This is a genomic window from Archangium lansingense, assembly GCF_026626635.1.
Classification (GTDB): Bacteria; Myxococcota; Myxococcia; order Myxococcales; family Myxococcaceae; genus Archangium; species Archangium lansingense.
This window is the reverse complement of the sequence record NZ_JAPNKA010000001.1, coordinates 708,225-722,761: the sequence shown is the minus strand read 5'-3', so window position 1 is coordinate 722,761 and position 14,537 is coordinate 708,225. Positions and strand designations below refer to the sequence as shown.

The following is a 14,537-nucleotide window of genomic DNA, read 5'->3' as shown; positions in this document are numbered from 1 at the left end:
CCTCTCCCCCTGGGAGAGGGTTAGGGTGAGGGTGTCGCCAGCCCGTGGTTGTCTCCCGAGGACACCACCCGAGGATCCGCATGCTCCGCCTCACCCAGCGCCGGAAACTGAATCTGCAGGCACCCGAGACGACCGGGGGCCACGCCCACGTGTCGGCCGCGAGCGGCCTGGTGCGCGCTGGGAACTGGCTGCACGTGGTCGCGGACGACTCGCTGTTCCTGGCCAGCTTCCCGCTCGTGGGTGAGGCCCCGGGCCAATTCCAGCGCCTGCTGCCGGGCGAGCTGCCGCTGGAGCCCAAGAGCCGCAAGGCCCAGAAGCCCGACATGGAAGCACTCTGCCTGGTGCAAGGACTCGCGAGCGCGCCGCACGGGGCGCTGCTGGCGGTGCCCTCGGGGAGCACGGCGGTGAGACAGAAGGGAGCGCTGGTGCCACTGGCGGCGGACGGGAGCGTGAGCGGCCCGGTGCGCGAGGTGGACTTCACCAGCCTCTACGCACAGCTCGAGCGCGAGCTGGGCCCGCTCAACGTAGAGGGAGCGGCGGTGGCTGGCGTGCGGATGCGCCTGCTCAACCGGGGCAACGGGGACCAGGGCAAGGACGCGGTGGTGGACCTGGACGCGGGCCGGGTGCTGCGCGCGCTGGAGGCGGACGCGCCGTTGGAGCCAGACGTGGTGCGCATCGTGCGCCGCTGGGAGCTGGGCCGCGCGGGCACCGTGCGCCTGTCCTTCACGGATGCGGCGCCCCTGCCGGACGGCCGCATCGTCTTCACCGCCGCCGCCGAGGACACTCGCGACAGCTACGCGGATGGAGCCGTGATGGGCTCGGCGGTGGGCGTGCTGGCGCCGGATGGCACGCCGATGTTCCTCGATGGTGTAGACGCGAAGGTGAAGCTGGAGGGCGTGGACGCGCGCGTAGAGGGTGGCCGCATCCACCTGCTGCTCGTGGCGGACGCGGACGACCCTACCCAGGCCGCGCCCCTCTTCGAGACGGTGCTGGAGGGCGTGCCCGCCTAGGCGGGAGCGTGGAGCTCCTCGCGGCCCAGCATCTCCCGGGACAGCAGCAGGAAGTCCGCCTCGGGCAGCTCGAAGAAGCCGCGGCGGAAGACATAGCCCCAGCGCTGCACGTCCTGGATGAAGCTCAACCGCTCGAGCAACGGACGGATGGGAACCTGGCGGCACGGAAGGAAGGCCACGGTGCGGCGGAACGGCTTGAAGCCTCCGCCCATGTCCACCTGCTGTACCGGCGCATCCACCACGCGGCCGATGGCCGTGAAGGCCTGGCAGGGCTCTTCACCCTCGAAGTGCATGCGCGGCGAGTAGTAGAGGACCCAATCCCCCGGGACCATGCGGCGCAGGGGAGCCACCTTTCCATGGCAGGCCTGCGCGAAGCCTCCCTCCACGCCCTTGTGCACGTGGTCGCACGAGGCCACCGCCACCCAGTACCGGGGCTGGCTCATGAGGCACTCCGCTGGTGCGTGGAGACCACCTCGTAGAGGTGTGGCTCGAACTTCTCCACCATCGCCGCCGCGGCCCGCATGTGCGTCTGGGCCTTCGGGTCGCGCAGCATGGCCTCGAAGTGCTCCCGGCTCGCCCACTGCGCGTAGTTGGTCACCCGGGTGCCCTCCAGACCCCGGTGCATGTTCGCCGAGATGAACCCCGGCAGGTGCCGCATCACCTCCTCCGTTGCCTCCTCCAGCAGCTTCACCAGCTCCGCCTGCCGCTCGGGCGCCACGGTGAAGACGTTGATGAGGGTGCACACCCCACTGCCGGGAACGATGCTCGTCTTGGTCGCTTCCATGTAATTAGGCTCCTAACCATCCGGGTAAAAAAAGAGACTCACGGCTCCTTCACATGAGGGATGCCGGCGGCGACCTTCGTGAGCAGGGCCGAGAGCTGCTGGCGCTCCTCGACGGACAGGCCGCTCATCAGGGCGGCGGTGCGGCGGTAGTGGTCGGGGAGGAGTCCCTCCAGCCGCTGGCGCCCCTTGGCCGCCAGCCGCACCACCGACATGCGCCCATCCTCGGCATGCGCCCTGCGCAGGATGAGGCCCTCCTTCTCCAGCCCGTCCAGCAGCCCGGTCATCGTCGCGCGGGTGACTCCCGTCCGCTCGGCCAGCTCGGCGGGACGCAGGCCCTCCTCCTCCCGCTGAAGTTGCATGAGGACGATGAAGCGCGCTTGGGACAGCCCATGCCGCGCGAAGTGCGCCCCATAGGCCGCCTCCACATCGCCCGAGACCCGCAGCAGCATCAGACACGCCTCCACGGCCGACGCATCCGCCTCCGGGTAGCGCCCCGCGTCCTGCTGGAGGGTCTCGTGCTTCGGGAGCTGTTTCAGTTCGAGCGCCATCTCGTTAGGAGCCTAACTACCAAGACGCTCGCGTGCAATGGAGAAAGCGGGGAGGAAGACCCTCACCCCAGCCCTCTCCCAGGGGGAGAGGGGGCGTCAGTCGCCGTGGTCGGCTTCCCCGGCCGAGCCGCCGACGGCCTCCAGCGAGGTGCGCGGGGGCGGGGCCGGGCGGGCCTGGTTGCGATCAAAGGCCGTGGTGCGCGAGCCCACCTCCTCCGGCGTCGTGGCGGCGATGCGGCGCCGAGCCCGGGCGATGGCGTCCTGCACCGTGGCCGGCTCTGGGTGGTTCTTCAGGGCCTGCACCCAGGTCTCGATGGCCTTCTCGTTGTCACCCGACTCGGCCTTGAGCTTGCCCGTCTCGAAGACGGCGTGCGGGGCGAGCTCCGAGTCCGGGAAGCGGGTGATGAGGTCCGCGTACGTGCGCGAGGCCTCCTGGCGGAAGCGCGGCACGTCGGGAGAGCCGGGCTCGGCCTTGAGCGCCTGCATGTGCAGCGCCTGGGCCTGCAGGTAGACGGCGTCGTCCACGAAGGCGCTGGTGGCGAAACGCTCGACGAGCTTGCGCGACTCGAGCACGCACTGCTGGTAGTCCTGCAGCTCGAAGTACAGCTTGGCTACCTGGTAATGCAGCTCGGCGCCCTGGGGCGGGTTGCGGGAGAGGGCGGCGGTGAGCTGATCAATGGCGCCGCGCAGGTCGCGGAAGTACACGCGCAGCAGCTCGGCGAGCACCACGCGGCCCTCCAGGGCCTCGGGAGACTCGGGGCACTGGTTGATGAGCTCCTTGTAGACGCTCACGGCCTCCTTCACCTTGCGCAGCTCGAGCCAGTAGACGTCCGCGGCGCCCTTGAGGGCACGGGCCTTGAGCACCTGAGCCTGGGCGGTTTCATCCATGCGCAGGACGTCGAGCGCCTTGCGGTACTCCACGAGAGCCTCCTCGGGACGCTTCTCGAAGATGGCGTCACGAGCGCGCTGCATGTGGTCGGGGGCGTTGTCCCGGGAGCAGCCCGAGGCAAGCACGAGGGCGAGGGAGAGCATCACGCGCCGCATCAGCAGGTCTCCGGGGTGATGGCGACACACTCGGTGTTCATGCAGCGGATGCAGGCCGCATCCTGGGAGCCGATGTCGTCGACACACAACGACACGCGGGAGGAGCGGGGGCAGTCCTCGGCGGCGGTGCAGCGATAGACGGTCCCCTCGGGACTCGTCATCGGCTCCTGCTTCGAGGCGCACTCCTCGGGGGAACGGACGCCGCAGCCGGCGAGCCCGGTCACGACAGCAAGGACGAGTGCTCCAATCCGGGTTCTCACAGGGCGGGAGTTCTAGCCGGATTCGGGGCCCTCGTCACGGAAGCCGCCGCCCGCCCGCCCGCCGTCCAGGGCTCCGAGCACCCTCGGGAATTTCTAGTTGTTGCTCAACCGCTCCCGGTTGCCCGCGGAGGAGAGCACCGCCGAGTCCACGGCGGCCATGCGGCGGCGCTTCTGGAGCTGGCGCGCCTTGGCCTCCTGCTTCTCGTAGTGCTTCGCGATGGCCAGCAAGTGCTCGTCCGCCACCCGGCACTGAATGGCCGACACCTGCTCATGCCGCCGCTCCAACTCCTGCCACAGGTGCAGCTTGGACTGATTGCCCAGCAGCCGCGTCTCCACCGCGTCGAGCGCCTCGTCCATGCGCTTGTCCTCGGCCTCCAGCTGCGCCAGGCGCTCCTGCGCGTCCTCGGGAGGCGCGACACACCCGCTCGCCAGCCCCAGCGCCACCGCCGCCAGCCCGAGCCCCCAGCGCCCCGTCCAACCTGCCATCGCCCACCTCGAAGTCCGTTGCATGTGCCAGCCCGCGAGCGCCCGGATGGAACTCTCGCGTGGCGCAAACTAGGGAGCCCCTCCCACCGGGACAACCTCCCCCCGGAACGGATTGATCTCCCCGGCATGTAACGGATTTCAGGAGCCGACGATTGGCTCGTCCTCCGGGGCGCTAAGGCACCTGCCGGTGACGAAGAATGAACTCACACACCTCGCGCGCCGCGCCAAAGCCCGCCTGCCGCTGCGCCACATAGTGCACTTGCGAACGCACCTCGTCCGGGGCCTCGGGGGGCGCCGCCGAGAAACCCACCGCCTTGAGCAGCGGCAGATCCACCGTCTCATCCCCCATGTACCCACACCGGTCCGCCGTCACCTTCAAGAGCTCCAGCAGCTTCTCGAAGTGGGCCACCTTGTCCTGGCTGCCGAAGTGCACGTGCTTGATGCCCAGCGACTGCATCCGCATCTGCGCCGAGAGGCTGTCACCACCGGAGATGGCCGCCACCTCCAGCCCCGCCTCCTGCAGCCGCTTGATGCCCATGCCATCGCGCACGCTGTACATCTGCGTCCAGCCCGAGTTGGGCACCCAGAAGATGCGTCCGTCGGTGAGCGTGCCGTCGATGTCGAAGATCATCACCGACAGGCGGCTCACCCGCCCCTTGAGTGACTCGAGGTTCTGGTTCATCCGCGCTCGCCCTACTTGGGAACGGCCTTGAGGACGGCCTTACCGTCCTTGATGACGACCTTGAACTCCACCGACTTGGCGCCGTGCTGCTTCATCAACTCGGGCACCTGCTTGCGCAGGGTGGCGGCGACGGAGTCGTAGCTCATCTTCGAGGTGTCCTCCTTGTTCTGGCGCTTGGCGGCGACATAGGCGTCGTAGACGGACTTCAGCTTGTCTTCGGACAGCCCGCCCGAACCAGCCGAGGGAGGACGCGGCGCCGCGGGCTTGGCGGCGGGAGGACGGGCCGCCACCGGACTCACGGGCGGCACGGCGGGTGCCACGCGCGGCACCGCGGGAGCGACCGGCGGCACCGCGGGCGCTACGGGCGGCACCATGGGGGCCACGCGCGGCGCCACCGGAGCCACCGAGGGGATGGACGGAATCGCGGTGCCCCGCGCCACAGGAGCAACGGACGGGACCAACGGTGCCACCGACGGCACCAGCGGCGCCACCGACGGCACCAGCGGCGCCACCGACGGAACACCGCCTCCCCGGAAGGGCACTGGCTCCACCGGCGCCACGGATGGCAGCGCGGTGGGCTTCACCTCTTCCACGTCGAAATCTTCGTCGGGCAGCTCGATGGGCCCCTGGGTACGGGACTTCTCGGGGGCCTTCTGCGTGCGGCGCTTCGCCTTGGCCACGTCCCGCTTGTAGGTGCCGTTCTCGATTTCCTGCATCGTGCGCTGCCACAGCCGCTCGTACGTGGCGAACTTGGTGGCGATGGCCTGCACGCGGAACTTGGCCGCGGTGTTGCGCACGAAGCTGGCCTTGAGCCGCTCCAACCGCTTCTTGAGGTCCTCGTACGCCCGCGTCGGCGGGGTGCGCTCGTTCCCCATGAAGTAGAACTCGTAGGTCACCTTCAGGGCGGCCAAGTCCGCCTCGATGGCGTCGCACTCCTGGAAAGCCACCTCACTGCCCGACTTCGCGGGCATCCCGGACTTCGTGTCGCCACTGGTCGCAGCCAGCTTGGCGGACGACTTGGTCGAGACGCCCGCCTTCGCTGTCTGGTTCTTCGTCGAGGACTCGTACGCCATTGCCTAGAGTGTCCCCAAGACGCGCCCGAGGATCAACCTCAGGCAGGGCTCGGTGTCGGTCCGATGCCAGCCGCCTCGCCTGCCCGGCGAATCCGCCTGTACAGCAAAGTCGCACCAAAGGTGAACATGCACAGCGAGATGAACTGGCTGGTGGAGATGTTGTACCAGGCCTCCAGGGGCACCGCGTCCGCCAGCCGGGAGGCGCCCAGCGACTCGAGCAGGCCGTGCAGGGTGCCGCGCTCGGTGTCGCCGCGGAACAGCTCCACCGTGGTGCGGAGCACCGCGTAGCACATCAGCCACATGGCGAAAATCTGACCGTGGAAGCGCCGGAAGCGGCGCGCGTACAGCAGCGCCAGGAAGAGGACGAGCTGGCCCACGGACTCGAAAATCTGCGTGGGGTAGACGGACAGCGTGGTGCCGTGCTGGGCCACCCAGTCGGAGATGCGCACCGCGCCAGGGGCCATGTGGTGCAGGACTTCGCCGGTGGCCTCCACCACGTAGCGCGAGTCCTGCGCCTGGGACTGGAAGGCGAGGCTGGAGGTGCCGCCGAGCCGCCCGAAAATATCCTTGGCCAGGCCCGCGCCGGGGAAGTGGACGGCGAAGCGCGCGCCGGCCTCGGTGACGTCACCCCAGCAGCAGCCGGCAGAGAAGCACCCCAGCCGCCCCAGGCACTGGCCCAGCGACACCGTGGGGATGGCCAGGTCCGCCAGCCGCATGAAGCTCATGCGGTGCTGCTTCGCGAAGAGCATGGACGCGAGGGCCGCGCCGATGAGGCCGCCGTAGAACACGAGCCCGCCGCCCAGGGAGAACACCTGCGTCCAGTCGCGCGAGTAGTCCTTCCAGTTGACGAGCACGAAGAGGACGCGGCTGCCCACCAGGCCACCCACCAGGGCGTAGAAGCCGAAGTCCATCATCGCCTCCTGCTTGCGAGGGCCCTCGGTGTCCACCCACTGGCCGCCGCCCTGGGCATCCGGCACCCACGTCGGCTTGCGCCACTCTTCCCGCGCCAGCCGCGCCGCCACCGTCAGGGCGGTCATGAAGCCCGTGGCCAGCAGCACCCCGTAGGTGTGGATGGGGATGCCCTCGCCCTTCTGGCCCAGGAAGGCGCTCGCGGGCAGCGCGTAACGCAGGCCAAGCCACGCAAGGCCCGCTGCGAAGGCTCCGTAGATGAGCGCGCGCTGCATGCGCTCGCTGGAGGTGGGCGGCTCGGGCTTCTCCCCGGGAGCCTTGGGCGTACCCTCTGCGCCACGCCAGCCGTTGTAGGCGATGTACCCCACGACGCCGAGCGACAGGGCGTAGAGGACGAGCTGAGACCAGAGGGAGGTGAAGGTGAAGTGAACGAGGACGGGAAGCATGGGCAGGAGCCTCGGGGGTGCGAGGCCGCGCAGGTTACCCGTTCACGGCGCCGCGAGGGTGGGGAGTAGCGGCCCTGGAGTGGAACCGCCCGCAGGGGGAGCAACCCGCCGTCAGGAGCGGGCCTCGGCCGACTTGTCCTGCTTGGGCGCCTCCTTGGGCGTCTCCTTGCGGACGAAGGCGTCCACCATGAGCAGGCCCACGCCCACCACGATGGCCGAGTCCGCCACATTGAAGGACGGCCAGGCGGCCTTGTCGTACCAATGGGCCTCGAGGAAATCGATGACGAAGGCCCGGGCGATCCGGTCGATGTAGTTGCCGATGGCCCCGCCGAGCACCAGGGGCAGGCCCCACAGCGCCCACTTCTCCTGAGGATCCTTCCCGCTCAGCTTGCTGAAGTACCAGGTGATGAGCACCACCGCGGCGATGCTCACCACGTGGAAGAGCAGCCCGCGAGGGCCAGGCGGAAGGCTGCGGAACATGCCCCAGGCCGCGCCCGGGTTCTCCGCGTAGCGCAGGCGGAAGAAGGACTCGGAGACCTCGATGTGGCGCTTGGGCTGGTAGTGCAGCCCATAGATGCCCGGGGGAGGAGGCTCGCCGTACATGGCCGACAGCCGCTCGCCCACCGTGGGCCGGTCATCGAAGCGAGTGGTCAGCTCGCGGACGACGGCGTACTTCGTCCACTGGTCGAGGAGGATGACGCCGAGCGCCACCGTCAGGAGGAGGATGTATTTGCGGGGCACGGGAGGTGCTTATACCACCTGCTCCCCGCCGGGCGTCACCGTTTCCACGGGCTTGCGCTCCAGGAAGGAGTCCAGCAGGAGCAGGCCCACACCGACGCAGATGGCGGCATCGGCCACGTTGAAGGTGGGCCAGCGCATCCCGGGCTGGTTGCGCCAGTGCCAGTCGATGAAGTCGATGACGTAGCCGCGCAGGAGACGGTCCACGAAGTTGCCCAGCGCCCCACCCGCCACGAGTGCCAGCGCCCAGCGCACCCGGCGCTGATCCGGGGTGAGCCGCACGTACATGAAGGTGATGAAGCCGAGCGCCACCAGGCTCACCAGGTGGAAGAAGGGCCGGCGCACGGACTCGGACCAGGTGCCGAAGAGGCCCCAGGCGGCGCCCGGGTTCTCCACGTAGCGGAAGTGCCAGTAGTTCTCGATGAAGCGGTAGGGCTTCAAGCGCCGGTACTCGCCCGGCACCGGCGGGTTGTTGTCCAGATTCTGCTCGGAGATGAAGCCCTCCAGCCGGGACAAGCCGGTGCGCCCATCGAGCGCCTCCGTCAGGTGGGCCACGGCCAGGTACTTGGTCACCTGGTCGGCGGCGAGGGTGGCGAGGCCCACGAGAATGAGGACGCGGAAGCGATGCATCATGAGACTTGGAGGTCTACCTTGGCGGCTGGGAGCCTGACAACCGGAGTCGGAAAGCAGCCGGGCAGGCAGAGGGTTGACTCGCTGGAAGCCTCGAAGTGAGGCATGGTGGGGCCGATGGAGACTGTTCAGCCACCCGTGACGCCCAATTCGAACGAGACTCCCGCCACCCCGGCCGTGGCACAGGCCAAACCGAAGCTCATGGAGCGCCTGCAGGCGTTCATTGTCCGTTACGGGATGCTGGCCCTGGTGGTGCACTACGCCATCTTCGGCCTGTGCCTGGTGGGCTTCATGCTGCTCATCCGAGCGGGCTTCCAGATAGAGGGCGCTGTCGGGGCGGCGAGCACCTTCACCGGGGCGTACCTCGCCTGCCAGGTCATCAAGATTCCCCGCTTCGCCGCCACGTTCGCGCTCACGCCGCTGCTCGACAAGCTCATCCGGCGGCTGCGCAACAAGGGGCAGAACCCGGCTGATCCGTCCGCCGGCTCATGACGCAGCTCCAGATTCGCTTCTACGGCCCGCTCAACGACTTCCTGGCCCCCGAGCGGCGCGGGGTCGAGTTCCACCACACCGTTCACGGGTCCACCTCGGTGAAGGATCTCATCGAGTCGCTCGGCCCGCCCCACCCCGAGGTGGACGTGGTGCTGGTGGACGGACAGGCGGTGGACTTCTCCCACCGCGTGGGGGACGGGCAGCGGTTGGCCGTCTATCCCGCCTTCTCCTCCATCGATGTGACTCCGCTGGTGCGCGTGGGGCCCCCTGCCCTGCCCGAGCCGCGCTTCCTGCTCGACGTGGGGCTCGGCCGGCTCTCGGGCCTGCTGCGCATGCTCGGCTTCGACACGCTGTGGCGCAACGACTACGCCGATGACGAGCTGGCCCGGCTCTCCCACGACGAGCAGCGCATCCTGCTCACCCGGGACCTCGGCGTGCTCAAGCGCTCCGAGGTCATCCACGGGTACTTCCCCCGCGAGACGGACCCCTCGCAGCAACTCATCGAGGTGGTGCGGCGCTTCCAGCTCACCGCGCACATGCGCCCCTTTGCCCGGTGCATCGCGTGCAATGGCGCGCTCTCCGAGGCCTCGCCCGACGAGGTGCAGGGCCGCGTGCCCGAGCGCGTACAGGCCACGTTCACCCGCTTCCAACAGTGCCCCGAGTGCAAGCGGGTGTTCTGGGCGGGCTCGCACCACGCGCGCATGCAGGTCATCATCGACAAGCTGCGCGAGCTGGAGCAGCACCCGTAGGCGCGCGCTTCAGCGCACCCGGGTGCCGAGCCGTTCCCAGCGCACGCCGCTCTCGGGCGTCCACGAGAAGTGGATGAAGCGAACCGCCGACACCACCTCTCCCACCGGCAGCGGCCCCCAGGAGCGCGAGTCGAAGGAGTTCTCGCGGTTGTCCCCGAGCACGAAGACGTGCCCCTCCGGCACCACGCATCCGTCCCCGCGAGTCTCCATGCCCCGCGGGCAAGCGCCGTTCGCGGACGGGAAGTCGAACGACCAGGCGCCGGGGGACTCCTCGAGGAGCACTTCATAGCCGTGCCCGCCCAGCGTCTCCTCGTACCTCCGGCAGGCGCTTCCGGTCCGCTCGAGCCCCAATCCCTCACAACCCCCGAGCGGTGTCCTCACCACCGGCTTTCCGCCGAGGTGAAGCTGGCCGCCCCGGATCATCACACTCTCTCCCGCCAGCGCCACCGCCCGCATGACGAAGTTCTGCCCGGGCTGCGGCGGAGCCTTAAAGACGATGACCTCTCCCCTCTCCAATGCCCGCCACCGCAACGGGTCCCCCACGGTCTTGTCTGTGTAGAACTGGTCCCCCACCTGCAGCGTCGGCGACATCACGCTGGAGGACATACTGAAAGGCTCGGCCAACACCCACCGTGTCGCCCTCCCCACGTTGCCAATCACAAACCACCAACACACCAGCCCCAGAAGCACCCACCCCACCTTCGGCACACCCTCCTCCCTGGGCGGGAGTCTCGCGGCATCCACCGCCGAGCCCACGAACATCCCGAGCATGAGCACGAACCCCGGGAAGCCCGTGAGCGGCAGAGAGGCCTGCATCAGCAGCACCGCGCCCATCCACGCCCCGCCCCGCCACCACCGCCCCAACAGCACATGGCCGCTGCCTGGGGAAATGCTCAGCACCACCGCCAAGAAGCGGCGCCAGCGGGAGACTTTCGGGGCAGGGGTCGACATGGGGCTCCTTGACTCGATGGGGAGAGAAGCCTGCCTGAAGGTGCTCAATCCATGAAGCGGTTGAGCTGGTAGCCGCCATCCACGTCCCAGATGGCGCCTGTCACGAAGCCGCCATCCTTCTCATCGAGCAGCGTCAGGGCATGCCGCGCGAGCTCCTCGGGAGGGGCCACGCGCTTGATGAGGCTCTTCTCGAGCGTCTGCTCCTCGAAGCCCGGAACCAGCTGCTTCACGGCGTTGAAGGCCGGTGTCCCCGTGGCTCCCGGGCAAAGGCAGTTCACGCGAATCCCACGCGAGGCCAGCTCGATGGCCCACGTCTGGGTCAGGTGTTGCACCGCCGCCTTCGTCGCTCCGTACATGGAGATGTTCGGCAAGGGGCGGCGCCCCGCTGCCGACGAGATGTTCAGGATGGCAGCACCTTTGCGCCCGCTCAGCACCTTCACGGCCGCGTTGGTGAACACCACCGCCGCGCGCACGTTCACCGCGAGCATCGCGTCCACGTCCTCCAGAGACATCTCGCCGATCAGTCCGGGCCGGAGGATGCCCGCGTTGTTCACGAGCAGGTCCAGCCCGCCATGGCGGCTCAGCGCTGCTTCCACCGCCCGCTCGGCCGTCTCCTGGCTCGCGGCGTCCCCCACCACGTACGAGGCGTGGGGCCCCAGCTTCCGCACCGCCTCTTCGAGCTTCTCCTCACGCCGGGCCACCAGCACCACCCGCGCGCCTTCCTCGACGAGCCCCGCTGCGATCGCGAAGCCAATCCCCTCGCTCCCTCCCGTGACCAGCGCCGATTTCCCCGCGAAACGCATGTGTTCTCCCCTGCAGGCCACGCACCCATGCCGTGGTGAACTCATGTCACTCTGGGGGACACGCTCGCGCAAGCGACCACGGGTCTACATGGGGTTCACGACCCAGGGCCGAAGCTCGCTCGTGCTCGCGCCTGAGGTGCTGAAGCAATGAGTAGATGCGCGCGCCCTATGCCGTGGTCTCGGGTGCGGGGGCCGAGCAGGAGGTGAAGAGCTTCTGGATGAACTCGCGCGCGTTGGTCCGGCTGGTGTTCGATTCGATGTAGTACGTGGCGCCGCCCAAGCTCACCTCGACCGGGCTGATGAACTCCCGGCCATGAACGTGTACCGGGATCGAGGAGATGAAGTAACGCAACCGGCCCGATTTATAGGGGATGTCCTTCTCGGTCAGTAGACCCTCGTCATAGAGCGCCCTCACAGCGGCCGTGAAGAACTCCGGTACGCTGCTGCCGCGTACCGTACGCTTACCCAGGTCCAGTTCCAGCTCGACCTGACCATTGTCCTCCTGCGAGAGCGGGACGGCATAGATGCCGAGCGTCTTGCAGACCTCAAGCGCGACCTTCACCCCCAGGGCGTGGGTGTAGTCCGTCTCCATGTAATACCCATCCCGGGAGATGGTCGATTGGAAGCGCCTGCCGTTCGCGTGATACGGCTCCTCCGCGAGCACATAGCGGATCCGCCCAACCCGGATGGGTGCAACCTCGGAGAGGTCGTACTGGTGCTCAAGTAGATAGGACAGCAGCTTGCTGTAAAAGCTCCGTACCGTCGGTCCGGAGACCTCCTCCTCCGCGCCGGTCGCATCGCGAATGATGATGCCAAGCCGCTCGTCGGATTCGGACGTCGAGTCGTCGAGCGCTTCCTCCGAGGACTCGTACTCGACCTCCACGTTCGACGAGGTCGCCTTCACGCCCGATTTCTCCAGGAAGCGGATGATCTCATTGAGCGCCTGGGCGCGCGTCAGGCTCCCCTCGAAGACATACCCGCCGAGCGGAATGGGGATGACGAAGGGCTTGCCGTTGGCGTGGAACGGCCGGTCGCTGACGAGGTAGCGCGTCTTGCCGATAAGAAACGGAACGGACGCGGACACGTCGATGTTCTGGGCCTGGAGCTCCTTCCAGACCTGTTCGAGGAGCGCGCGAACCGTGGGCGCCTGGACATCCCTCCCGTTGATCTGCAGCGAGAGCTCCGACAGGGCGTCATCAGCGGAGCGCTCGTCGTCCGGTCCCTGCTGAGTCCCGACGTCCTCGAAGCAAGAGCGGAGCGCCTGCACTTCGCTCTGCAGCTCGGGGAAGCCGTCGTCGGACAGGAGCTTGCCGCAGAGAGAGACGAGCTTCCACACGAGCTCTGGGTGTTTCCTCCTGGGAGAGGCCGTCTTCTCAAGCTGCTGGAGGATGGAGCGGAACCCATCGGGTCTCGACGGGTCGTGGAGCTTGAACAAGGCTTGATTGCGGCCCCCGTAGCTGTCACCCGCGTTCAGCGTCCGGATCTTCCGCTCGCGCTCGAGTTCTTCGAGCACCCTCTCGAGTTCGGGCTCGGACAGCTCGCTCTCTGCTTTGAGCTGAGCGAAGCTCATCACGAAAGCGTTCTCAATGGCGTGATAGATGTAGTCCTTGCGCCGCGTGGGGAGCTGGTCGAGCAACGTCTTGACGCGATCCTGGACGTGAACCCACTCGGGGCCGAGCAGGCGCTCGAGTTGCTGCCGCGCGGCGTCCTGTCCCTCCTTGTCGGTTGCGTTCGAGCAGGCGGCGACCAACTGCTGGAACTCGCGCTCATCAGCCCGCACCCGCTCCTCGGAGAGCACCAGCTTCTTCACCCGTACGTCGAGCTCGTCGCGCCGCTGGCTCGGGGTGATGACCCCCTTGTCCAGGTAGTGGGAGAGAAACTCGCGGCGGTATCGCTGGTAGAGCTGCTCAGGGCTCTGGAGCGTCTTCGGGAAGGAGTGGAAGGGGACAACGGCCTCGAGCAGGCTGCTGTCGTGAGTGCGTCTCGCGAGGTACCTCCCCTCGGGCCGTTGGTGGGGCTGCAGGCTCATCCGCGAGGGGCGCAGCGGAAGCCTGCCCTCGAGCAGTTCCGGGCGCCGCACGACGCATGCATTGCCAGCGAGGGTGTCGAGTTCCGCCTCGACGGTCTCGTACCGGGTGAGAACCGCCTGGAGCGGCTCCCAGGAGAGCAGTGCATCCAGCGCCGGTGCGAGGAAGCCGTTAAGCAGCAGAAAGAATTGGGAGTCCTGGGGAAACCAAGTCTCTTCCGAGCGATGCCCCACTCCCTTGTTGCGGAAATCGACGACGACCGAGAGGAACGCATCGAGTGTCCCGCGACCGAGTTTGTCGTCGTCGGGCTCCACATTCGCCCTGACGTACTCGAGAATCCTGGACGGAGGGATGTGGAATTTGTCGCGCGCCTCCTTGATGGCCTGGAAGCTCTTGGTGGCCCGGACACATTCCTTTGGCAGCGTCTTGGCAGTCAGGATCTGTGCGAGCTCGGGAATCCGTTTCTGGATGTCTGCCTCGAGCCGCGCGAAATCACGAAGGCTGCCGATCCGGTGACCGAAGGACAACGCGCGATCCATACCGCGCAGCTTGGCCTCGAGTGCCTCATTCGCCTGATCGAGCGCCCGGTCGAGATAAACGCTGTTGCTCAAATCGTTGAGGTACGTCGTCAACGACTCGAGCAGCGTGCAATGGCAGCTGAACTCATCCGGGGCCGAGCGCGCCTCCACGGCGAGACGGAGTTGCGCACAGAAGTGCCTGGGCAGCTCGTGATAGAAGGCGTGGATCCGCTGGAAGTGGTTGGCGGGCATGCGGGACGCAGCATACCTACATGCCAGCAACTGGTAAGGGCAGCGACTGCGCGATCCGAAGCGGCCTCACGTACGCTCCGTCCCACGGTCAAGCACGCCGCGTGTGGCACGCCCCCCTCTCCCCAAAGGGAGAGA

General features: G+C 67.9%; 17 protein-coding genes. 3 read left to right on the top strand and 14 right to left on the bottom strand.

Features of this window, described 5'->3' with window-relative positions; all coding sequences use genetic code 11:
* The first annotated feature begins 80 nt into the window (after positions 1-80).
* Entirely contained in the window at positions 81-1,010 is a 930-nt protein-coding gene (locus OV287_RS02860) for a DUF6929 family protein (protein ID WP_267532421.1), read from the top strand.
* Here OV287_RS02860 and OV287_RS02855 read toward each other — a convergent pair.
* From OV287_RS02855 to lspA (OV287_RS02805), 11 genes are all read right to left on the bottom strand, one after another.
* Complete coding sequence (locus OV287_RS02855; RefSeq protein ID WP_267532420.1) at positions 1,007-1,453, bottom strand: EVE domain-containing protein; 447 nt, start codon at positions 1,451-1,453, stop codon at positions 1,007-1,009. The genes OV287_RS02860 and OV287_RS02855 overlap by 4 nt on opposite strands.
* Positions 1,450-1,794, bottom strand: a complete 345-nt coding sequence (locus OV287_RS02850) for an antibiotic biosynthesis monooxygenase family protein (RefSeq protein WP_267532419.1) — start codon at positions 1,792-1,794, stop codon at positions 1,450-1,452. Before OV287_RS02850 ends, OV287_RS02855 begins: the two co-directional genes overlap by 4 nt.
* Positions 1,795-1,832: 38 nt before the next feature.
* Complete coding sequence (locus OV287_RS02845; protein WP_267532418.1) at positions 1,833-2,342, bottom strand: MarR family winged helix-turn-helix transcriptional regulator; 510 nt, start codon at positions 2,340-2,342, stop codon at positions 1,833-1,835.
* A 96-nt stretch (positions 2,343-2,438) separates the two neighbouring features.
* Positions 2,439-3,386 carry a tetratricopeptide repeat protein gene (locus tag OV287_RS02840; protein WP_267532417.1) on the bottom strand — a complete coding sequence of 316 codons (948 nt, stop codon included), beginning with the start codon at positions 3,384-3,386 and terminating at the stop codon, positions 2,439-2,441.
* The gene (locus OV287_RS02835; RefSeq protein WP_267532416.1) at positions 3,386-3,547 is read right to left on the bottom strand and encodes a hypothetical protein; all 162 of its coding nucleotides are present in this window, start codon (positions 3,545-3,547) and stop codon (positions 3,386-3,388) included. The genes OV287_RS02840 and OV287_RS02835 overlap by 1 nt, the downstream gene beginning before the upstream one ends.
* Before the next feature lie 192 nt (positions 3,548-3,739).
* Positions 3,740-4,132, bottom strand: a complete 393-nt coding sequence (locus OV287_RS02830; protein ID WP_267532415.1) for a hypothetical protein — start codon at positions 4,130-4,132, stop codon at positions 3,740-3,742.
* Between the two features lie 172 nt (positions 4,133-4,304).
* Positions 4,305-4,814 (bottom strand): KdsC family phosphatase, encoded by a 510-nt coding sequence (locus tag OV287_RS02825; RefSeq protein WP_267532414.1) that lies wholly within the window; start codon positions 4,812-4,814, stop codon positions 4,305-4,307.
* Positions 4,815-4,825: 11 nt separating this feature from the next.
* Positions 4,826-5,887 carry an MXAN_5187 C-terminal domain-containing protein gene (locus tag OV287_RS02820; RefSeq protein WP_267532413.1) on the bottom strand — a complete coding sequence of 354 codons (1,062 nt, stop codon included), beginning with the start codon at positions 5,885-5,887 and terminating at the stop codon, positions 4,826-4,828.
* A gap of 38 nt (positions 5,888-5,925) precedes the next feature.
* On the bottom strand, positions 5,926-7,242 hold the full coding sequence (locus OV287_RS02815) for a prolipoprotein diacylglyceryl transferase (RefSeq protein WP_267532412.1): 1,317 nt from the start codon (positions 7,240-7,242) through the stop codon (positions 5,926-5,928).
* 111 nt (positions 7,243-7,353) lie between these two features.
* Positions 7,354-7,983, bottom strand: a complete 630-nt coding sequence (gene lspA, locus OV287_RS02810) for a signal peptidase II (RefSeq protein ID WP_267532411.1) — start codon at positions 7,981-7,983, stop codon at positions 7,354-7,356.
* Positions 7,984-7,992: 9 nt separating this feature from the next.
* A complete protein-coding gene (lspA, locus tag OV287_RS02805; protein WP_267532410.1) occupies positions 7,993-8,613 on the bottom strand; it encodes a signal peptidase II in 621 nt (206 codons plus the stop codon).
* 135 nt (positions 8,614-8,748) lie between these two features.
* Here lspA (OV287_RS02805) and OV287_RS02800 point away from each other — a divergent pair, with 135 nt between their 5' ends.
* A complete protein-coding gene (locus OV287_RS02800) occupies positions 8,749-9,102 on the top strand; it encodes a hypothetical protein (protein WP_267532409.1) in 354 nt (117 codons plus the stop codon).
* Entirely contained in the window at positions 9,099-9,851 is a 753-nt protein-coding gene (locus OV287_RS02795) for a Mut7-C RNAse domain-containing protein (protein WP_267532408.1), read from the top strand. Before OV287_RS02800 ends, OV287_RS02795 begins: the two co-directional genes overlap by 4 nt.
* 9 nt (positions 9,852-9,860) lie before the next feature.
* On the opposite strand, the gene lepB is transcribed toward OV287_RS02795, so the two are convergent.
* The 3 genes from lepB to OV287_RS02780 all read right to left on the bottom strand — a co-directional run bounded on the left by lepB (position 9,861) and on the right by OV287_RS02780 (position 14,402).
* The gene (lepB, locus tag OV287_RS02790; RefSeq protein ID WP_267532407.1) at positions 9,861-10,802 is read right to left on the bottom strand and encodes a signal peptidase I; all 942 of its coding nucleotides are present in this window, start codon (positions 10,800-10,802) and stop codon (positions 9,861-9,863) included.
* A 44-nt stretch (positions 10,803-10,846) separates the two neighbouring features.
* Positions 10,847-11,605 carry an SDR family NAD(P)-dependent oxidoreductase gene (locus OV287_RS02785; protein ID WP_267532406.1) on the bottom strand — a complete coding sequence of 253 codons (759 nt, stop codon included), beginning with the start codon at positions 11,603-11,605 and terminating at the stop codon, positions 10,847-10,849.
* Positions 11,606-11,771: 166 nt separating this feature from the next.
* Positions 11,772-14,402, bottom strand: a complete 2,631-nt coding sequence (locus OV287_RS02780) for a hypothetical protein (protein ID WP_267532405.1) — start codon at positions 14,400-14,402, stop codon at positions 11,772-11,774.
* Positions 14,403-14,537 lie beyond the last annotated feature (135 nt).